General features: G+C 65.2%; 18 protein-coding genes. 12 read left to right on the top strand and 6 right to left on the bottom strand.

Annotation, left to right across the window (positions count from 1 at the left end; all coding sequences use genetic code 11):
* Nucleotides 1–255 precede the first annotated feature (255 nt).
* The 3 genes from ACZ60G_RS39430 (at nucleotide 256) to ACZ60G_RS39420 (ending at nucleotide 3,036) form a co-directional block, all read left to right on the top strand.
* The gene (locus ACZ60G_RS39430) at nucleotides 256–1,644 is read left to right on the top strand and encodes an FAD-dependent oxidoreductase (protein ID WP_465817065.1); all 1,389 of its coding nucleotides are present in this window, start codon (nucleotides 256–258) and stop codon (nucleotides 1,642–1,644) included.
* 125 nt (nucleotides 1,645–1,769) lie between these two features.
* The gene (locus ACZ60G_RS39425; protein WP_465817064.1) at nucleotides 1,770–2,642 is read left to right on the top strand and encodes an amidohydrolase family protein; all 873 of its coding nucleotides are present in this window, start codon (nucleotides 1,770–1,772) and stop codon (nucleotides 2,640–2,642) included.
* An 82-nt stretch (nucleotides 2,643–2,724) separates the two neighbouring features.
* Complete coding sequence (locus ACZ60G_RS39420; RefSeq protein ID WP_465817063.1) at nucleotides 2,725–3,036, top strand: DUF4190 domain-containing protein; 312 nt, start codon at nucleotides 2,725–2,727, stop codon at nucleotides 3,034–3,036.
* Between the two features lie 47 nt (nucleotides 3,037–3,083).
* Here the strand turns inward: ACZ60G_RS39420 and ACZ60G_RS39415 are convergent, their stop codons facing one another.
* Complete coding sequence (locus ACZ60G_RS39415; protein WP_465817062.1) at nucleotides 3,084–3,581, bottom strand: DUF456 domain-containing protein; 498 nt, start codon at nucleotides 3,579–3,581, stop codon at nucleotides 3,084–3,086.
* A 276-nt stretch (nucleotides 3,582–3,857) separates the two neighbouring features.
* Between ACZ60G_RS39415 and ACZ60G_RS39410 the strand changes: the two genes are divergently transcribed.
* The 5 genes from ACZ60G_RS39410 (at nucleotide 3,858) to ACZ60G_RS39390 (ending at nucleotide 7,024) form a co-directional block, all read left to right on the top strand.
* Nucleotides 3,858–4,352, top strand: a complete 495-nt coding sequence (locus tag ACZ60G_RS39410; RefSeq protein WP_465817061.1) for an RDD family protein — start codon at nucleotides 3,858–3,860, stop codon at nucleotides 4,350–4,352.
* Between the two features lie 266 nt (nucleotides 4,353–4,618).
* Nucleotides 4,619–5,362, top strand: a complete 744-nt coding sequence (locus ACZ60G_RS39405) for an SDR family NAD(P)-dependent oxidoreductase (protein ID WP_465817060.1) — start codon at nucleotides 4,619–4,621, stop codon at nucleotides 5,360–5,362.
* A gap of 87 nt (nucleotides 5,363–5,449) precedes the next feature.
* Nucleotides 5,450–5,896 (top strand): RpiB/LacA/LacB family sugar-phosphate isomerase, encoded by a 447-nt coding sequence (locus ACZ60G_RS39400; RefSeq protein ID WP_465817059.1) that lies wholly within the window; start codon nucleotides 5,450–5,452, stop codon nucleotides 5,894–5,896.
* A gap of 40 nt (nucleotides 5,897–5,936) precedes the next feature.
* The gene (locus ACZ60G_RS39395; protein ID WP_465817058.1) at nucleotides 5,937–6,575 is read left to right on the top strand and encodes a DJ-1/PfpI family protein; all 639 of its coding nucleotides are present in this window, start codon (nucleotides 5,937–5,939) and stop codon (nucleotides 6,573–6,575) included.
* The gene (locus ACZ60G_RS39390) at nucleotides 6,572–7,024 is read left to right on the top strand and encodes a MarR family winged helix-turn-helix transcriptional regulator (protein ID WP_465817057.1); all 453 of its coding nucleotides are present in this window, start codon (nucleotides 6,572–6,574) and stop codon (nucleotides 7,022–7,024) included. Before ACZ60G_RS39395 ends, ACZ60G_RS39390 begins: the two co-directional genes overlap by 4 nt.
* Before the next feature lie 26 nt (nucleotides 7,025–7,050).
* On the opposite strand, the gene ACZ60G_RS39385 is transcribed toward ACZ60G_RS39390, so the two are convergent.
* Nucleotides 7,051–7,806 carry an HAD-IIA family hydrolase gene (locus tag ACZ60G_RS39385; RefSeq protein WP_444980802.1) on the bottom strand — a complete coding sequence of 252 codons (756 nt, stop codon included), beginning with the start codon at nucleotides 7,804–7,806 and terminating at the stop codon, nucleotides 7,051–7,053.
* Between the two features lie 388 nt (nucleotides 7,807–8,194).
* On the opposite strand from ACZ60G_RS39385, the gene fgd reads away from it, so the two are divergent.
* Nucleotides 8,195–9,205 (top strand): glucose-6-phosphate dehydrogenase (coenzyme-F420), encoded by a 1,011-nt coding sequence (gene fgd, locus ACZ60G_RS39380; protein ID WP_040696830.1) that lies wholly within the window; start codon nucleotides 8,195–8,197, stop codon nucleotides 9,203–9,205.
* A 280-nt stretch (nucleotides 9,206–9,485) separates the two neighbouring features.
* Here the strand turns inward: fgd and ACZ60G_RS39375 are convergent, their stop codons facing one another.
* The gene (locus ACZ60G_RS39375) at nucleotides 9,486–9,989 is read right to left on the bottom strand and encodes a nitroreductase family deazaflavin-dependent oxidoreductase (protein WP_465817056.1); all 504 of its coding nucleotides are present in this window, start codon (nucleotides 9,987–9,989) and stop codon (nucleotides 9,486–9,488) included.
* A gap of 228 nt (nucleotides 9,990–10,217) precedes the next feature.
* Between ACZ60G_RS39375 and ACZ60G_RS39370 the strand changes: the two genes are divergently transcribed.
* The 3 genes from ACZ60G_RS39370 to ACZ60G_RS39360 all read left to right on the top strand — a co-directional run bounded on the left by ACZ60G_RS39370 (nucleotide 10,218) and on the right by ACZ60G_RS39360 (nucleotide 14,846).
* The gene (locus ACZ60G_RS39370) at nucleotides 10,218–11,456 is read left to right on the top strand and encodes an RNA-guided endonuclease InsQ/TnpB family protein (protein ID WP_465817055.1); all 1,239 of its coding nucleotides are present in this window, start codon (nucleotides 10,218–10,220) and stop codon (nucleotides 11,454–11,456) included.
* 18 nt (nucleotides 11,457–11,474) lie between these two features.
* Nucleotides 11,475–13,547 carry a phosphate acetyltransferase gene (gene pta / locus ACZ60G_RS39365; RefSeq protein WP_465817054.1) on the top strand — a complete coding sequence of 691 codons (2,073 nt, stop codon included), beginning with the start codon at nucleotides 11,475–11,477 and terminating at the stop codon, nucleotides 13,545–13,547.
* Between the two features lie 90 nt (nucleotides 13,548–13,637).
* Nucleotides 13,638–14,846, top strand: a complete 1,209-nt coding sequence (locus ACZ60G_RS39360) for an acetate kinase (RefSeq protein WP_465817053.1) — start codon at nucleotides 13,638–13,640, stop codon at nucleotides 14,844–14,846.
* Nucleotides 14,847–15,115: 269 nt separating this feature from the next.
* Here ACZ60G_RS39360 and ACZ60G_RS39355 read toward each other — a convergent pair whose 3' ends face one another.
* The 3 genes from ACZ60G_RS39355 to ACZ60G_RS39345 form a co-directional block, all read right to left on the bottom strand.
* The gene (locus tag ACZ60G_RS39355; RefSeq protein ID WP_465817104.1) at nucleotides 15,116–17,512 is read right to left on the bottom strand and encodes a serine/threonine-protein kinase PknG; all 2,397 of its coding nucleotides are present in this window, start codon (nucleotides 17,510–17,512) and stop codon (nucleotides 15,116–15,118) included.
* A 113-nt stretch (nucleotides 17,513–17,625) separates the two neighbouring features.
* Nucleotides 17,626–18,603, bottom strand: a complete 978-nt coding sequence (locus ACZ60G_RS39350; protein WP_465817052.1) for a glutamate ABC transporter substrate-binding protein — start codon at nucleotides 18,601–18,603, stop codon at nucleotides 17,626–17,628.
* Complete coding sequence (locus tag ACZ60G_RS39345) at nucleotides 18,600–19,979, bottom strand: hypothetical protein (protein WP_465817051.1); 1,380 nt, start codon at nucleotides 19,977–19,979, stop codon at nucleotides 18,600–18,602. The genes ACZ60G_RS39350 and ACZ60G_RS39345 overlap by 4 nt, the downstream gene beginning before the upstream one ends.
* Nucleotides 19,980–20,044 lie beyond the last annotated feature (65 nt).

Here is a 20,044-nt window from a genome sequence, read left to right as displayed (position 1 = left end):
TGCGCCGCGAGGATTTGATAGATGTGCGCAGAGCGGGTAGTCACGGTAGGTGGGCCGGGGCAGCAAACACCCGGTGTACGCACCGCCGCAGGGTGCGCGCTGTGCCACCGATAGAATCGCGAAACTGCGGCGTGGCTGTCATAGCCGAGATGGCCGCCTGTTCGCATCAGCAGATGCGACCGAGAGGGTGCGTCAAGTTAGCCTAAGCTAAGACTGACGCCGTAATTGTTTCGACCATAAGGGTGCGCGTAAAAGATGACCGAACAAAGTGCAGCGACTCGCCCGCTTCGCATCGCGATCGTGGGCGCGGGACCGGCCGGAATCTACGCCGCCGACGCGTTGATGAAGTCCGATGCCGAGGTGAGCATCGACCTGTACGAGCGCATGCCCGCGCCGTTCGGGTTGATCCGCTACGGCGTCGCGCCGGACCATCCGCGCATCAAGGGCATCATCACCGCCCTGCACAAGGTGCTGGACAAGCCGCAGGTCCGCCTGCTCGGCAATATCGACTACGGCACCGACATCACCCTCGACGATCTGCGCACGTTCTATGACGCGGTGATCTTCTCCACCGGCGCCAACGCCGACCGCGCGCTGCCCATCCCCGGCATCGACCTGGACGGCAGCTACGGCGCCGCGGACTTCGTCTCCTGGTACGACGGTCATCCGGACGTGCCGCGCACCTGGCCGCTGGACGCGGAGAAGGTCGCGGTCCTGGGTGTCGGCAATGTTGCGCTCGACGTGGCGCGTGTGCTGGCCAAGACTGGTGACGAACTGCTGCCGACCGAGATCCCGCCGAACGTCTACAACGGCCTGCAGGCCAATAAGGCGATCGAGGTGCACGTCTTCGGCCGCCGCGGCCCGGCGCAGGCCAAGTTCACCCCGCTCGAGCTGCGTGAACTCGACCATTCGCCGACCATCGAGGTCATCGTCGATCCCGAGGACATCGACTACGACGAGGGCTCCGAGGCCGCGCGCAGGCACTCCAAGCAGGTCGACATGATCGCCAACACTCTGGAGCAGTGGGCCATCCGCGATGTCGGTAACCGCCCGCACAAGCTGTTCCTGCACTTCTTCGAGTCCCCGGCCGAGATCCTCGGCGAGGACGGCAAGGTCGCCGGCCTGCGCACCGAGCGCACCCAGCTCGACGGCACCGGCAATGTCAAGGGCACCGGCGTGTTCAAGGACTGGGACATCCAGGCTGTCTACCGCGCCGTCGGCTACCTGTCGCAGAACCTGACCAACCTGCCGTTCGACGATCAGGCCGGTGTCGTTCCCAACGAGGCCGGACGCGTCCTCGCCGACGAAGACGCCGACGGTGCTGACCGCTACCTGCCCGCCACCTACGTCACCGGCTGGATCAAGCGCGGCCCGGTCGGCCTCATCGGCCACACCAAGGGCGACGCCAACGAGACCGTTGCCTGCCTGCTCGACGACAGCGTGAACTTCACTCCGGCCGCCAAGCCGGAACTGGACGCGGTCACCGAATTCCTGGAGAGCAAGGGCATCCCGTTCACCACCTGGCAGGGCTGGTACCGCCTGGACGCGCACGAGCGCGCCCTCGGCGAGCCGGAGGGCCGCGAGCGCGTCAAGGTCGTCGAGCGCGAGGACATGCTGCGCGCCAGCGAGCCGCACAAGGTCTAGTGCGCACCCCACGGGGGTGTGACCGTCACCTCCTGTGGTTCTCGACAATCCGACACGGCTGCGGCAGCGCAAAATCTGTCGGGTCTGCGGCAGCGGAAATTCCGTCTCTGAGGCATTCTGTACAAGTGTTCGATGCCCATCTCCACATCTTCGACCCGCGGTTCCCGCTGGCCGAGAACGAGGGCTACCTGCCCGACCCGTTCACCATCGCCGATTATCGAAAGCGTATGTCGCGCTTCGATGTCGGCGGCGGTGCCGTGGTCAGCGGATCGTTCCAAGGCACCGATCAGACCTACCTGAAAGCGGCGCTCGCGGAACTCGGCGAGGGTTGGGTCGGCGTAACGGCGCTGGACCCCGACGCCACCGACCAAGAGATCATCGAACTCGACCGGATCGGTGTGCGTGCGCTGCGGTTCAACGTCAAGCGCGCGGCCCCGGATATCACCGCGATGACGTTGCAGGCATTGCGCGCGCACGATCTCGTCGGCTGGCATGTCGAGGTGTATATCGACGGCAACATGCTCACCTCGATGCAGCCGGTGATCTCGAAGCTGCCGGTGTTCTCCATAGACCATCTCGGCATGTCCGAGGAGGGTTTGCCCTATCTGCTGGATCTGGTGGATCGCGGGGCGCGGGTGAAGGCGACCGGCTTCGGTCGGGTGCATATGAAAGTGGCCGATACGCTGCGCCGGATCCACGCGGTAAATCCCGAGGCGCTGATGTTCGGCACCGATCTCCCGGGCACCCGCGCGGGGCGACCGTTCCAGGATTCCGATGTCGATCTGATCTGCGATGTGGTGGGCACCGATATGTTCAAGGTGCTCGAGGACAACGCGCGGGCGTTCTATCGACTGCCCGCCCGCGAACGGGCGATCCAGGCCGATCCGACGCCTACCCTGCCGATCCACCGCACCGAGCAGCCGACGCTCCCGCTGCGGCGCGATGAACTACCGAAACTCGAACCGGCCGATACGATTCCGTTCCCCGCCATCGAGTGAGTGCGAGGCCGGTCGCCGCCGTGGGTTCCGCTCATTTGCCGAGTTCGTCCCGTCTTCGGGTGGTCGGACATACGCTTCTTGCATGACCGAAACTCCAGCGGGGGCCGGTTACCCAAGTTATCCACAACCGCCGAGGGATCATCCCCAGGCCGTGTTGATATTGATTCTCGGGATCGTGAGTCTGGTGCTGTGCATGCTGACCGGGCCGTTCGCCTGGTTCATGGGGCGGCGCGCACTGGCCGACATCGATCGCTCCGGCGGCACGATCGGTGGCCGCGCCATGGTGATGGCGGGTTACATCTGCGGAATCATCTCCTCCGCATTCATCATCCTGGCAGTAGTAGGAGCCATCATCGTGCTGATCGTCGGCGTTATCGCCGACACCACCTCGTAGCCCCGCGGCCCGGCCACCGGAAACGGCGATCGACACCCGGCCCCGGCTCAGGTCACGATGGCACCGATGACCCACACCCCGGTCGCCAGCAGCGCACCGAAGAGTTCGATGAGCATCGAAAGGCCCACACCCTTGAGGGCGTGAACCGTTGCCTGCCAAGCAGGTTGGTTTTCGCGGAGTCGCTGCAGCTCCGAAAGGTATACGCCCAGAACGAATCCCACGAACAACCCGACCACCGGGATGATGAAGAAGCCGACAATGCCGAAGATCGCGCCGATGAACAGCGCGCGATTGGATACGCCCGCATCCTTCATCTTCCGGCCCGGCCAGGTGTACTTGATGACGCCGGACAGCACCAAGAACGCTGTGCTGATGGCGAATACGATCCACGCCGTCGCGCCCCCGGTCATGAACGCCCACACGGCGACGGCGCCGAAGATCAAAATGACCCCCGGCAGAATCGGGACGATGATCCCGACCAGCCCGACCAGAATTACCAGGCCGACAAGTACTAAAAACCACCCCTGATGGGCGTACGTTTCCACAGGACAAGCCTATGTGTGCGGGTGGCCCACAGCGAGTTGGAGCGACCGGACCGATGAACGGTTGCAACGAGACGAGTGCCAGGGCCGGACGCCGATAGGCACCCTGGGATCGGGTTCGACCACCCCAAGGGTTTCGGTTGTGCACTGTTAATGAGCTAAGCCCTAGGTTGGGTATTCGCGTCGGTGGATCGGGCACAAGATGGTGACCAGCCCGACGGCGGGACTCGAGCCGCTCACCGGGTCTCCCGCAAGCACGAAGCCGAGAGGAGCGGAAACATGGCTGCCGACCAACGACCGTTGGGATCGTTACCACAGCAAACACTGCCGGGGGCATGGATCCGGTTCGCGGCGTTGTTGATCGATTTTGTCGCCTCGACTGTCCTGCTCCTGCCCGTCTTCTTCGCGATTGGAGTTACCGGACTGACCGTTGGATTGGGCGAGTTCACCCGAGGTCTTATCGTTGCGGCCCTGATGTTGCTCTACTTTGTGGGGTTCCAGGCTTGGGTGGGTTGGACTCCCGGCATGCGGGTGCTGGGTCTGCGGGTACGGGGGGCCGAGAACGCGAGCAAACCGAGCTTCGCGGCGGCCTTGATCCGCAACTGCTACCTGCTAGTGCTCATTGCTACCCCCGACACGGATTTGTTCGCGCAGATTTCCTTCGCCGTAGTACTGATTATCGGATACACGATCTCGAAAAGCCCTACGCGCCAGGGAATTCACGACCGATTGGCCGGAGGAACCCAAGTTGTCGCCTACCAGCGCTATCGCTGACCGTGAGTTGTTGGCACACAATCAGTTTCGACGTAGTGTGGGGTAGCTCTCGGGTGGGGGAATGCTCGATGGTGCTGTCTTGTTCATGAGGCCGACAACGACCCTCACCCCAAGCTGACACTGCCGGTCCCTCCGCTTTCCGCGTCTAGTCACGCTGCCAGGATTCTGGCCGACTCGCGGGGTCGGTGCACAGTGTCGATTCCCGGTGTTTGTGAGGCCGCTCACAGGTTGTCACAGCGCGAGCGGGCCGGTGCGTCTTAGTGGGCATGACGAACACAGAACAGACCACAGTGTTGATCACCGGAGCCAACAAGGGCCTCGGTCTCGAAGCGGCGCGGCGGCTCGGGGAACAGGGGTGGACGGTCTTCCTCGGCTCGCGCGACGCGGCTCGCGGACAGGCCGCCGCGGACAAACTCGCCGCAGAGGGGGTGAACGTCGTGATGGTGCCGCTGGATGTGACCTCGGAGGAGTCGGTGTCGGATGCGGTACGGCTCGTGCGCGAGCACACCGACCGGCTGGATGTGTTGATCAACAACGCCGGTGCGCCGGGGAATATTGTCGCGCCCGCGGACGCGACCGCCGACGAAATCCATTCCGTCTACGACACCAATGTGTACGGACCGATCAGGGTCACGCATGCGTTTCTGCCGTTGCTGCAGGCGGCGGACAATCCGCGGGTGGTGATGGTGTCGAGTGGTGGCGGTTCCTTCGCGGTCGTGACCGATCCGGAGCAGCCCGTCTCGAAGATGCACGAGCTCGCCTACAGTTCGTCGAAAGCGGCGCTGAACATGATCACTGTGCGGTACGCCCAGGCACTCCCGAAGATCAAGTTCAATGTCGCGACTCCCGGTGAGGTCGCGAATCGTAAATTCGCGGCCACCGATATGAACAACCACACCGGCCAGCTGACGGTCACCGAGGGCACCGACTCGATCCTCGAACTCGCGACGATCGACGCCGACGGGCCGACCGGGATCTTCATCGATCGCCTCGGCCCCGTCGGCTGGTGACCGGAGCGGTGGCCTGCCCTCGGGACCGAGGACAGGCCGCTCGCCGTTTTCGGGGCTGGACGGTGGGGGCGTTATTACGCTTGGGGTATGCGAATTTCGGTTGCGGCGGATGAGCGGGTGGGGGTGGCCGAGGAGCTGGTGGTGGAGCTCGGGCGGCGGGGGTTCGAGACGTTGGTGCATGGGGCGCTGTCGGATAGTGAGCGCAACGACTGGGCTTGGGCCAGTGAGGCGGCGGCGCGGGATGTGGCCGAGGGGCGGGCGGAGCAGGGGGTGGTGTGCTGTTGGACGGGGACGGGGGCTTCTATGGCCGCCAACAAGGTGGCGGGGATCCGGGCCGCGTTGTGTGGTGATGCGGTGACGGCGGCTGGCGCGCGGAAGTGGAATGACGCGAATGTGCTTGCGCTGAGCCTGCGTTCGACTTCCCGGGCCGAGCTGACGGAGATCCTGGACGCGTGGTTCGGCGGTGAACCGAGTGCTGATGTGGAGGATCGCGCCAATATCGCGCATCTGTCGAAGATCGAACGCGGACACTGAGACATTGACAGCATGCTGTCAAATATGACAGCATGCTGTCATGTCTACGAAAACAGTTCACACGGCCGTTTACGACACGCTCGCCGACTGGGAGGTCGGTGCGGCGACCGCGCATATCAATCGGCCCAGCTGGCAGAAGGCGCCGGGAACGTTCCGGGTGCAGACCGTTGGACTCACCGCCGATCCGATCATCACGACGGGTGGAATGCGGATCGTGCCGGATATGGTGCTCGCCGATCTCACGCCCGCCGCAAGCGCGATGCTGATCCTGCCCGGCGCCGACACCTGGGAGACCGGCGAACTCGTGCCCTTCGTGCACAAGGCGCGGGAGTTTCTGGATGCGGGGGTTCCGGTCGCGGCGATCTGCGGTGCCACCTTCGGTTTGGCCAAGGAAGGGCTCCTCGACAACCACGCCCATACCGGTGCGGCCGCGGAATACCTTGCCTACAGCGGATATTCGGGCGGTGATCGTTATCTGGACCAAGCGGCGGTACTGGACGGCGATCTCATCACGGCGGGCCCGACCGCGCCCTTCGAATTCGCCCGCGAGGTGTTGCGCAGGCTCGATGTCTATGAACCACATGTGCTGGACGCGTGGTACCGCTTGTACGGCCACAGCGATCCGGCGGGCTTTGCCGCACTTTCCGAGTACGAGGCGCAGCGGGTCGCCACGGTATGAGTGACACGCCCGAGCAGGAACTCTTCGCAACGGTCGCGATCACCTCGTTCCAGCTGAACGGCCAATTCCTCGCCATCGCAGAGGAATTGGCCGCTCCCGGGGGAATCACGGCGGCGTGGTGGCAGGTGCTCGGCGCGGTGCTGCGCGAACCGCTGCCGGTGGCCGGTATCGCCCGAGCCATGGGGATCACCAGGCAGAGTGTGCAACGCATCGCGGATCTGTTGGTGGACAAGGGACTTGCCGAGTTCCAGCCGAATCCGGCGCACCGCCGGGCCAAACTCGTTGCGGTCACCGACGCGGGTCGCGAGGCGATCAAGCGCATCAATCCGCAGCACAGGGTCATGGCGAAACAGCTCGCCGATGAACTCGGTGCCGAGCAATTCGCGCTGACCGCCCAGGTCATGACGCGACTCTCCGCTGCGCTCGACGCCATTACCGACCAGACCTGATTACCGGCTGACCGATTCCGCGCGCGTCAGGCGAAGGGCTTGTCGGTTCGACCGACCAGATCGGCCACCGAATCGACGACCAGGGTCGGGCGGTATGGGAATTGCTCGACGGACTCGCGAGTGGAGATGCCGGTGGTGACCAGCACTGTCCGCATGCCCGCCTCCAGCCCCGAGACGATATCGGTGTCCATGCGGTCGCCGATCATCACCGTCGACTGTGAATGTGCGCCGATCCGGCGCAGTGCCGAGCGCATCATCAGCGGGTTCGGCTTGCCGACGTAGTACGGCTCCTTGCCGGTCGCGCGGGTGATCAGCGCGGCCACCGAGCCGGTCGCGGGGAGCAGACCCTCGCGGGACGGTCCGGTCGCGTCCGGGTTGGTGGCGATGAAGCGCGCACCCCGGTCGACCAGGCGGATCGCGGTGGTGATCGCCTCGAAGGAGTAGGTGCGGGTTTCGCCGAGCACCACGTAGTCCGGATCGCTATCGGTCAGTACGTACCCGATTTCGTGCAGCGCGGTGGTGAGTCCGGACTCGCCGACCACGTAGGCGGTTCCGTTGGGGCGCTGGTCGTTGAGGAAGGTCGCGGTGGCCAGCGCCGAGGTCCAGATCGCCTCCTCGGGAATATCGAGTCCGGTGTGGCGCAGCCGGGCCTGCAGATCGCGCGGCGTGCGGATCGAGTTATTGGTGAGCACCAGGAACGGGATCTCATTGCCGCGCAGCTCGGCCAGGAACTTGTCGGCACCGGGCACCAGATGGTCTTCGTGCACCAGCACCCCATCCATATCAGTCAGGTAGGACAGGATCGGTTCATCTGGTGTACTCACAAGCCAATTGTCGGCTATCCGCCGATCCACCGCGCGAATACCAGTCCCGATGCGACCATCCCCACATCCAGTGGGCATCCCCGCGGACGGTATGAGTTGTACGCGATGCCCACCGGCTATGCGATAGCCCAGGTGCGACCCGGCACACCTCGCCGGATGGCGCTGACTATGGTCGAGGGGAGGCCGTGTGAGAACCGATCGCGCAGCGCTCAGGTAGGCCGATGGGCTCGGGAACTCCCGTGTCGCCGTTGCGGTTGTACCGGGATGCGGTCGCGGGATTCAGGCGGCCGACGGTGTGCGGAACCTCCCGCACGGACCGCTGAGCGAAGCGACAGGAGTGGCGCATATGGGTGATCTCAAGCTCGGATACAAGGCGTCGGCGGAACAGTTCGGACCGCGGGAATTGGTGGAAATCGCGGTGGCGGCCGAGGAACACGGCCTCGACAGCGCAACGGTGAGCGACCATTTCCAGCCGTGGCGGCACAAGGGCGGGCATGCGCCGTTCTCGCTGGCCTGGATGGCCGCGGTCGGCGAGCGCACCAAACGCATCCAACTCGGCACCTCGGTGCTCACCCCGACCTTCCGCTACAACCCCGCCGTGATCGCGCAGGCCTTCGCGACCATGGGTTGTCTGTACCCGGACCGCATCATGCTCGGCGTCGGCAGCGGTGAGGCGCTCAATGAGATCGCCACCGGCTACACCGGCGAATGGCCGGAATTCAAGGAGCGTTTCGCTCGGCTGCGCGAATCCGTCGACCTCATGCGCGCGCTGTGGACCGGCGAGCGCACCGACTTCGACGGCGAGTACTACAAGACGGTCGGCGCCTCGATCTACGACGTGCCCAAGGGCGGCATCCCGATCTACATCGCCGCGGGCGGACCGCTGGTCGCGCGCTACGCGGGCCGCGCCGGTGACGGTTTCATCTGCACCTCCGGCAAGGGCATGGACCTCTACACCGAGAAGCTGATGCCCGCCGTCGCGGAGGGCGCCGCCAAGGCCGGACGCGCCGTCGAGCAGATCGACCGGATGATCGAGATCAAGATCTCCTACGACACCGATCCCGAACTGGCACTGGAGAATACACGCTTCTGGGCCCCGCTCTCGCTGACCGCCGAACAGAAGCACTCGATTACCGACCCGATCGAAATGGAGGCCGCCGCCGACGCCCTCCCGATCGAGCAGATCGCCAAGCGCTGGATCGTCGCCAACGATCCGGACCAGGCCGTCGAACAGATCAAGCCCTACCTCGACGCCGGCCTCAACCACCTGGTCTTCCACGCTCCCGGCCACGACCAGTCCCGCTTCCTCGACCTCTTCCAGCGCGACCTGGCCCCCCGCCTCCGCGCCCTGGGCTGAGCCGCAAACTGGTCGCACCGGCCGAGCAACGTCGGGCCCACCCGCCGATGCTCGGCCGGACATGGCAATGCGGCTGGTTCGATTTCCTCGAGCTCTTCCGCCCTGGCTCGAGCCTCCGTGCTCTCGGCCGAGCCGCGACTGGTCTGCGATGCTCGGCCAGCTCAGGCGAAATGCTCAATCGAGGCGAGTCGGATGATGGCCGCGATGAGTCCCGCAGCGACCATTCGAGAATCGCCTCGGTGCGCTGAGCCGATGCCCGCAATCGCAGGGGTGCGGTTGATCAGGCGCGTGTGAGGGCGAAGATGCGGAGGTCTCGGGCGGTGCGGGTGCGGTAGACGCTATAGGCGCTGGTGATTTCGGCGAAGCGGGCGAACAGGGCGTCCTTGTCGGATTCGACCAGCGTGGCGCGCACGGGGATGCGTTGGCCTGCGATGGCGACGGTGGCATTCGGGTTCGCCAGCAGGTTGGTGGTCCAGGCCGGATGATGCTGCTGGCCGAAATTGCTGCCGATCACGTAGATGGTGTCGCCGTCGTGCAGACAGAGCAATGGCTGGGTGCGCGGCTCACCGGATTTGCGGCCGATGGTGGTCAGCAGCATGACCGGGGCACCGATCGGGCCGAGGAGGGTGTACTTGGCGTCGGTGCGTTCGAGGATGGCCCGATCCAGCGGGGTGACCTTCCGAATCATCCATGACCCGGGTTTGGTAGATGCGAGCTTGGTCGCTAGGCGGGCAAGAAAATTGGTGTTCGTACCCCACTGCCGCTTCGGGAATTGCTCAGCCATGCCCGGACTATATCCGTCGGGGCAAACACGCGAACGTGTGATCGCGGTCTCGGTCGGACGGACGGCGAGAACCGCGTGTTGACCGGTTGACGGTCTCTCCGTTCAACGTGGTTAACGCCGCGCCGAACTTGTCACACACCTCTGTCATGATCTGCTCGCGGTACGTCCGGGCGAGATGCTCGTTCGGCGACATAAACCAAATGGCCTTCATCGAGGAAGGGGTGGGTTGTGAAGCGGGTCATCGTCGTTAAGCTCGCTCCCACCCAAGAACAGTATTTGGCGCTGAAAGCGACACTGAAGTTGTGCAATGCGGGGGCGAACATGGTCGCGCGGCTCGCGCACACCGCTACTGATCGTCGCCCGTTCGCGCTGCAGAAGCAGGTGTACGCCCACCTCAAAGCGGGTGGGTTGTCTGCGCAACCGGCGATCCGGGTCATCAAGAAGGTCGCGGACGCGTATGCGACCCGACAAGCGAACCTAACCAGGGGGAATTACGGCACGCCTGGATCGAAACGATATGCGAAAGTCGTCGGTAAGCCGATCGCGTTCCGCGAGGACGCGGGTCAACCATTCGACGACCGATGCCTGTCTTGGCAGGTCGATCAATCGACAGTGTCGATCTGGAGCAGCGCAGGGCGACTGCGGGGTGTCGGATTCGTATGCGCGCCATGGCAGTTGAACCTGCTCACTGCCCGTAAGGGTGAGTCGGATTTGATCTTCCGCGATGGCGACTTCTATCTCCACGCCACCATCGAGACCGACACCCCGCGCGAGCTGGTCCCGGTGGATGACCCCGCCGGGTGGCTTGGCGTGGATCTGGGGATTGTGAACCTGGCAGTTACCAGTGCGGATAACCCCACCGACCTTGACGATCGGTGGTCCGGTGGCGCGGTCACTGCACGGAGGAAGAGGAACAAGTCATTGCGGAGCGCCCTGCAGAAAGTGGGGACCAAGTCCGCGAAACGCAAACTGAAGACCCGCCGCAGGAAGGAAACGCGCTACGCCACCGATATCAACCATCAACTCTCCAAAACCATTGTCGCCCAAGCACAACGCACCGGCCAGGGAATCGCGATAGAAGATCTGTCGGGAATTCGAGACCGGGTACGGCTCGCTAGGGAGCAGCGGTATCAGTTACATTCCTGGGCGTTCGCGCAGCTGCGTGACCAGATCACCTACAAAGCGCGAGCTGCAGGATTGCCTGTGCAGGTGATCAACCCGCGTAACACCAGCAAAACCTGTCACCGCTGCGGACGCTGCGATCCCGCGAACAGACCCAGTCAAGAATTGTTCCGGTGCCGTAATTGTGGGTGGAGCGGCCACGCCGACCATAACGCCGCAATCAACATCGCCGCACTCGGACACCAAAACTATCGGGCCGCCCAATCAACCGTGCCTAAAGCAGCCACCCCTCTAGCAGCCAGTTGGAACGTGAGCAGCAAACCCTCGTCTTTCAGAACCGGGTAGTTGATTAAGCTCACGGACATGGCCGATACCGCTCCATCCGCTGTGTACATCGCATCTCCGGAGGGTGACACCGGAAAATCGACGGTGGCCCTCGGCATGCTCCAGATGCTGTGCGCGACCACCGCCCGGGTCGGCGTGTTCCGGCCGATCACCCGCTCGACCACCGAGCCGGATTACATCCTGGAACTGCTGCTCGAGCACAGCACCGCCGATATCGACTACGCGCAGGCCATCGGCGTCACCTACGAGCAGGTGCACGCGGATCCGGATGCCGCGATCAGCGACATCGTCATGCGGTTCCACGAGGTCGCGAAGCTGTGTGACGCGGTGGTGATCGTCGGCAGCGACTACACCGATGTGGCCAGCCCGAGCGAACTGCGCTTCAATGCCCGCATCGCGGTGAACCTCGGCGCACCTGTACTGCTGGTCGTGCGCGGTTCCGGCCGCACTCCGGACGAGGTCGAGCAGCTGGCCGAGCTATGTGCACACGAGCTGTCCCTCGAACACGCGCACTTGGTGGCCATCATCGCGAACCGTTGCGATCCAGCGCAATTGGACGAAGTCGGCATTGCGTTGAAGGGCTTCGATGTGCCCTCGTGGACGTTACCCGAAGTGCCGCTGCTGATTTCGCCGACCATGGCCGAACTGTGTACCGCGATCGGCGGTGAAATATACAGCGGCGATGTGGAATTGCTGCAGCGTGAGGCATTGAAGGTCATGGTCGGCGGCATGACGGCTGAACATATTCTGGAGCGGTTGGTCGACGGTGTCGTGGTCATCGCGCCGGGCGATCGCTCCGACGTGCTGCTCAGTGTCGTGAATGCGCATGAGGCGGAAGGCTTTCCATCGCTGTCGGGCATCATCATGAACGGCGGCATGCTGCCGCATCCGGCAATCGCCAGGCTGATGAACGGCCTCAAACCCAAACTGCCGATCCTCACCACCGAACTGGGCACCTACGACGCCGCGAGCGCCGCCTACCGCACCCGCGGCCGCATGTCGGCGGGCAGCCCGCGCAAGGTCGACACCGCGCTGGCCCTGATGGAACAGCATGTCGACGCGTCGGAGTTGTTGCAGCGAATCGAAATTCCGGATACCTCCGTGGTGACGCCGCAGATGTTCGAATACCAGCTGATCGAACGCGCCAGGGCGGACCGCAAGACCATTGTGCTGCCCGAGGGTGACGACGACCGCATCCTGCGCGCGGCGGGGCGGGTGCTGCAGCGCAAGATCGCGGATCTGGTCATTCTCGGCGACGAGGCTGCGGTGCGCGCCCGTGCCGCCGAACTCGGCGTCGATATCTCGGCCGCGCGGGTACTCGACCCGCGCACCTCCGGTTACCTCGACGAATTCGCCACGGAATACACCGAACTGCGCAAGCACAAGGGCATGACACTCGAGCGCGCCCGCGAAACCATGGCCGATATCTCGTATTTCGGCACCATGATGGTGCACAAGGGCATCGCCGACGGCATGGTCTCCGGCGCCGCGCACACCACGGCGCACACCATCCGGCCGTCCTTCGAGATCATCAAGACCGTGCCGGGCGTCTCCACCGTCTCCAGTGTGTTCCTCATGTGCCTGGCCGATCGGGTGCTCGCCTACGGTGACTGTGCCGTCGTGCCCGATCCGAGCTCGGAGCAGCTGGCCGATATCGCGATCTCCTCGGCGCATACCGCGGCCCGCTTCGGCATCGACCCGCGCGTCGCGATGCTGTCGTATTCGACCGGTGAATCCGGCAGCGGCGCCGATGTGGACAAGGTGCGCGTCGCCACCAAACTGGTTCGCGAGCGCGAGCCGGAACTGCCGGTGGAGGGCCCGATCCAGTACGACGCCGCGATCGAACCCACGGTGGCGACCACCAAACTCCCGGATTCCGAAGTGGCCGGGCGCGCAACGGTCTTCGTGTTTCCCGACCTCAACACCGGTAACAACACCTACAAGGCGGTCCAGCGCAGTGCCGGTGCGATCGCGATCGGCCCGGTGCTGCAGGGGCTGCGCAAACCGGTCAACGACCTCTCCCGCGGTGCGCTCGTCGCCGACATCGTCAATACGGTTGCTATCACCGCGATCCAAGCGCAGGAAGGCTGATGTGCGGTGTGGCACACGTCGGAACAATGCGGCCGGGCTCGCGGTTGCTGACCGAGTGCGGGGGATGCGCGTGATGCAGGAGGTGCTGGTATGACAAATGACCTGGTGCTGGTGATCAATTCCGGCTCGTCGTCGATCAAATACCAACTGCTGGACCCGGAGTCGGGTGTGGTCGCCGCGTCCGGCATGGTCGATCGGATCGGCGAGGAGCAGGCCGGGATCGAGCACAAGGTCGATGGCCGAACCATCGAACGTCGTGAGCCGATCGCCGATCACACGGCGGGGCTGCGGCTGGTTTTCGATGTGTTCGCCGAATCTGGCCACGATCTGGCCACCGCGGGGGTGCGCGCGGTCGGGCACCGCGTGGTGCACGGGGGCGAAGTGTTCTACCGGCCGACGCTCATCGATGACGACGTGGTCGCGGCCATATCCGACTTGTCTTCGCTTGCGCCGCTGCACAATCCGGCGAATGTCGCGGGCATCGAGAGTGCGCGTGAACTGCTGCCCGGCGTACCGCAGGTGGCGGTCTTCGATACCGCGTTCTTCCACGGCCTGCCCGATGCCGCCAAGAGCTACGCCATCGACGCGAAACTCGCTGCCGCGCATGGCATCCGGAAGTACGGCTTCCATGGCACGTCGCACGAGTACGTTTCGGGCCGGGTCGCCGCGCTACTCGATCGAGATCCCGCGGACCTGAATCAGATCATCTTCCACCTCGGCAACGGCGCATCGGCATCGGCCATACGTGGCGGACACCCGATCGACACCACCATGGGCCTCACCCCGCTGGAAGGCCTGGTCATGGGCACCAGGGGCGGCGACCTCGATCCTGGGATCTTCGCGCATCTGGTCCGTGCGGCCCACATGGATGTCGACCAGATCGACGAAATGCTGAACCGCAACGCGGGACTCAAGGGACTGTCCGGCGTCAACGACTTTCGCGAGTTGCAGCGGCTCATCGACGCGGGCGACCCCGCCGCCCGCCTGGCCTACGACGTGTACATCCACCGCCTGCGCCGCTACCTCGGCGCGTATCTGATCGAGCTCGGCGGCGTCGATGCCATCACCTTCACCGCGGGCGTCGGCGAGAACAGCCCGCAGGTGCGCGCCGACGCACTTGCCGGGCTGTCCCGCTTCGGCATCCAAGTCGATCCCGACCGCAATATCGCCAAGGACCGCGCGGCCCGGCACATCTCCGCACCGGACGCGAAGGTCGCGGTGCTCGTCGTGCCGACCAATGAGGAATTGGCGATCGCGCAGGCCGCACTCCGCGTTGTCGCAGATCAGCGTGCTGATTGAGCGGCTCAAGAAAACCTCACGGAATCCTCACACTCGCTGCGGCAGTATTGGTATCGGATCAGGTTCGCGCCGGACGCCGTGACCGGGGCTGGACCTCCGCCGCTATCGGGTCCGCGATGCCCTCGCCGCTCCCGATGTGCCCGCTCCGGCTGCCCCCGGGGCGGGCAGGAAGCGCGGAACCCGGGGGTCATCGGTGTGCCGACTGCTCCGCGAATCGAGATCCGAGCCCGGCCGGCGTTCCCTCCCGGCCGGGTTTTGCTTTGCAGCGATCAGATCCAGGTCTTGGCTCGGATGGAATTCGCCAGGTCGACCAGCGCATAGCGGTGATTGCGGCCGGGGGCGCTGCGGGCCAGGGCGCGCAGCCCGGCCTCGGTGCCCGCGCGCAGCTCGCGCTCGGTGAACGGCGCGCCGAAGAGGGTCGTCCCGTCGCTCCTCGGCGTATTGCCCGATTGCAGCCAGGCCAGCGCGGCACCGAGGACGAGCACGCGCATCTGAGTCGCGCGGCTCTCCCCGCTGGGCAGACCGACGACCCGCGAGGCCGAAAGGTGCAGGGTGGATTCGGGGAGTTCGGCGATCGGGGCGGCGGTGAGCAATAGCCATACCGCGGTCATTCGGGCCGTTGTGTAGTGGCGGGAGGCAGCGGGCACCTCATCGAGCGCGCGTACGGCCTCGTCGACCTCACCCGCCTCGGCCGACTGCCTGGCCAGGCCGAATGCGGCACTCACCACGGCGCGATCGGTGCGCCAGACAGTGGCGTAGAACTTCTGCGCATAAGCCCGCCACTGTTCGTGGTCGTCCGAATCCCAATGCTGCAGAACGAGTTCCGCGGTCGCCGCGAGTGCGAGCTTGGGCGCGATCTCGCCGGGCAGCACTCGCAGCACCGCATCGAAGCTGTTGTAGGCCTGCTCGTAATCCAACTCGAGCAGCTGGGCCTGGCCCAGGTACCAGTCGATGCGCCAATCGTGATCGCCGGGCACCCGTGACAGCATCTGCAGCACCGCCGCCGGCTCGCCCAGTTCGAGCCGGAGCTTGGCCTCGGCCAGCGTCAGCTCCAGATCCCATGTCTCCTGCGTTTTTTCGGGATCGGCCACGGCGCGCTCATGTGCCTCCTGCAGCGCCGCAAGCGCATCGTTCGGTTCCGGATGAGCCACGGCCGCGAGCACCGGCACCGATGCGTCCGTCGGATCGATGAGCGGAACCGGAAGTGCCGCAGCCACTTCGGCGGCGCGCAGCAGATTGCTTCTGGCGACGCCGTCGGCATAGGCGTCGGTTTGGCTGATCAACTCCTCGGTGCCGAAGCTGCCACGCTGTGGACTGAAAACTGTGGACAGCTGTGGATGTTCGGCGCCGGTCTCCATGGACAGGATCTCGCGCAGTACCCCGGCCAACTGCGCCGACATGACGCGCGCGGAGGGGAAGCGGCGCTCGGGATCGGGATCGGTCGCGCACAGCAGCAGGCGATGGAAGAACTCGTAGCGTTCGAGCACCGGATGGTCGGCGGGGTCGGGAATGCCGTCGAGATAGCGTCCCTGTTCCATCGGCATGCTCAGCGTCAGCACGGCCAGCGTCCGACCGACCGTGTAGATGTCCGAGGCGACCGTCGGTCCGGTCCTGGCGATCTCGGGTGCCTGAAAACCCCTGGTGCCGTACAGGTTTCCGTAGGCATCGATGGTGGTGACGGCACCGAGGTCGATGAGCTTGACCTGATCCTCGGTGACCATGATGTTGTCGGGTTTGAGGTCGTTGTATGCCAACCCGATCGAATGCAGATACTCCAGCGCGGGCAGGATCTCCAGCAGATATGCGATCGCCTCGGGGACCGGCATCCGCTCCGGCCGCGGATAGGTGTCGAGGATATCGCGCAGCGAGCGGCCGCCGACGTACTCCATGACGATGTAGCCGATCGACTCGCCGTCCGGGCCGGTGTGCTCGACGAAGTTGTGGATCTTGACGATGCTGGGATGTGCCACCTCGGCGAGGAATTGGCGTTCGGCGACGGCCACCGCCTGCGCCTCGGTATCGCCCGCGTGCAGCAAACCCTTCAGGACGACCCAGCGGTCGCTGACATTGCGGTCGATCGCGAGGTAGATCCAGCCGAGTCCACCGTGCGCGATACAGCCCTGGATCTCGTACTGGCTCGACACCATATCGTCGTCGTGCAGTGACGGGCGGAAATCATATGGCGCACCGCAGGTTTCGCAGGTGCCCGCGGTTGTCGCGGGGCGTGTCGCGCTGGCGCGGCCGACCGGGTTGCCGCAGCGCCAACAGAAGCGCCTGCCCTCGGAGACAACGGGATCGGCGAGCACCGCGGTGCGTGGATCGGCGGGCGGGATATTCGGAATCGTGACCAATCCGGCGCCGAGTTTGCGCGTCGTCGGTCGCGAGCGCGCGGTGCGGACGCTGCGGCCGGAGGTGCGCATGGTCGCGGCGGAGGTCGGCTCCGGGGCATTCCATGCGCCGACGGTGAATTCGGCGGCCATATTGTCGCGGCGAACGGTTTCGCCGGACGCGGGTTGGTGGCGGATCGTTTCCGCGGAGGCGGGGTGGTCACGGGTCGTCTCGGCGGAGGCGGAGTGGTGACGAGCGGATTTCTCGTTTTCGGCCTCCGGGCCGGTGCCCGGTGACCACCTGATCGTTTCGATGGCCGCAGAGCCCGGTTCGGCCATATCCGGTTCGACGAACGTGGTTGCCCTGGTGCTTTCTCCGGATTCCTCGGCGGGTTCCTTCAGCTCGCCCTCGGTCGAATCGGGGGAATCGTGCGGTGATGATGTCATCGCCGTCAGTCCTGATAGGTCGCGACGGGCGGCGCTGGGACCGGCCCTAGAGCGATGAGGTATTGCTGGTACAGCCGGGCCCATGTGCCGTCATTGCGGATGCGCTCCAGCGTGCCGTTGACGAAGCGGACGAGATCGTCGTTGCCCTTGGGGATTCCGATGCCGTAGGGCTCGACGCTGATGCTGGGCCCGACGAGCTCGGTGTACGACGAGTCCTGCGTGGCCAGACCCGCGAGTACGGCGTCGTCGGTGCTGATCGCGTCGACTTGACGCTGCTGCAGCACGACCAAACAGTCGGCCCAGGTGGGCACGGTGAGGATGGTCGCGCCGGGCTGCTCGCGGCGCATGTGGTCCAGCGAGGTGGTGCCGGATACGATGCACACCCGCTTACCGGCCAAATCGGCCAGACTTCGGATACCGGAGTTCTTCACCGCGAGCACGCGCTGATTCGCGTGCAGATAGACGGTCGAGAAGGTGACCCTCTGCCGCCGCTCGCAGTTGATCGTCATCGTCTTGGCGACAATATCGACGAGATGATTCTGTAGCGCGGACTCGCGCTCAGCGGACCCGAGACTGCGGTACTCGATCTGCTCCGGATTGCCGAACAGATCGCGCGCGACCTCCCTGGCGATATCGGCATCGAACCCGACGATCGTGCCGCTCACCGGATCCCGGAAGCTGAAAAGGTTACTGCCGGTATCCAATCCGACCACCAGCCGGCCGCGGGCCCGAATCGCATCGATGGTCGGTCCACGGGCGGCCGCACCCGCCCCGGTGGGCCGCAGACTCGCGGTCGGATCACCGCACTGCTCGTCGCGTTCCGCTGGAATCGGTGAGTCCGTCGGTATCGAAACGGCTTTGGCGGGCAGCGGCGGTTCGGTGTATTCGGTGGTCTTCGTATCGATCGTGTCCGAGCCCGCTGCGCACCCGGCGAGCAGGGCGATTGCGGCGAGCGGGGCGAGTAGCCCGCGCACGCGGTTCACCGGTACTCCCGAAGTCGCGGCCAGATACCGAGGCCGACATAACCTGCGGCGAGTATCCCCAGCACCATCGCGCCCGGTGCCAGGAAGTCCAGTGATCGGGCCGCACCGGAGATGTTGTCGCGCAACGTATCGCGCGTTGCGTCCAGGCCTAGCCCTAATGCTCGGTCCAGTGATTCCACCTGTGCTTCGGCATCCGCCGAGCCCGGTCCGGTCGCCACCGTCGCGGCTCCGACGAAATCGCCGCGGGCGAGAGTGTCGTTCATGCGCTGATGGGCCGCTCGCCAACGGGTAAGCGCCTCACGAGCCTTCGCGATCTCATCGGCCGCGGGCGCATCGGACGGATAGCCGCTGAGCAGTTCGTTGAGCCGGGTGACGCTGGACTCGTAGGTCCGGTCGTAGTCACCGGTGGCGTCGCGGCGCACCAGCTTCAGCGTCTCCGCCGAACGCGCCTGCTGGGTCAGGATGCGGCTCTCGGTCAAACGGGAGCTCGGCACCGCGCCGTGGTCGCGGCCACCGATCATCTCCGCGGCCGAGACCGATCCGGCGACCAGCGTCCACGCCAGCAGGATCAGCATCCCGGTGGAAGCGAGCAGCAGTCCCGGATTGAGCACGCGATGCCAGCGCTTCGACAGATCGAACTGCGCCCAGATCAGCGCTCCCAGCGCAAGTATCAGCACACCGATAGCGGGCCACGGCGGCTGCACGTGATGCCGCTGGGCCGCGCTCACGGCATCGGAGCGATGGCTCTGCAGTTGTGCGGCCATCGGCAGCAGGACGGTCTGCATCTGATTCGATGCCTCGCTCAAATACGCGGCGCCGACCGGGTACCCGTTGCGATTGTTCGCACGGGCGGTTTCGACCAGACCAGAGTAGACCGGCAGGCCGGTGGCGATGCCGGTACGCAGTCGGGTATCCGGGTCGTCGTCGGTGGCCTGTCCGGCCGCGTGACCTGATTGCGTCACCAATTCCGCGGACGCCTCACCCAGCGCCTGGCTGTAGCGATCGCGCACGGTCTCCGGTTCCAGGCCGCCCGCGATGAATGCGGTACTCGCCGCGGCGTCCGCGATGGACAGCGACGTGTAGAGGTGGTGCGAGGAGTTCGCGTCCGGCTCGGTGTCGTCGAGCAGGATGTCCAGTGCCTGCTGGCGATCGCTCACCGTCGACGCGGTCATCGTGCCCGCGGCCAAGCACAGGCCGATGAGCAGCAGACCGATGGCGATGAGCCGGCCCGGTGTCGATAGCGCGAAGGATCGTAGGTTCGCCGGGTCCAGATGGGCACGTAGCCCAGCCTCGCGCGGCACGTCCAGCCGCTCGGGCCCGACATCGGCCGTGACCGACGGCGGCCGCGGGGCCGTCGTCGAGTCGAGTGCTGCCATCTCCACCTCCCCGGTTGGTGCGCACATGTGCTCCTGCTGGGAGCTTATTGTGGTCTTACCGGCGC

The sequence above is a fragment of the Nocardia sp. NPDC102475 genome, assembly GCF_055584605.1.
This window is presented reverse-complemented; position numbering and strand designations above follow the sequence as displayed.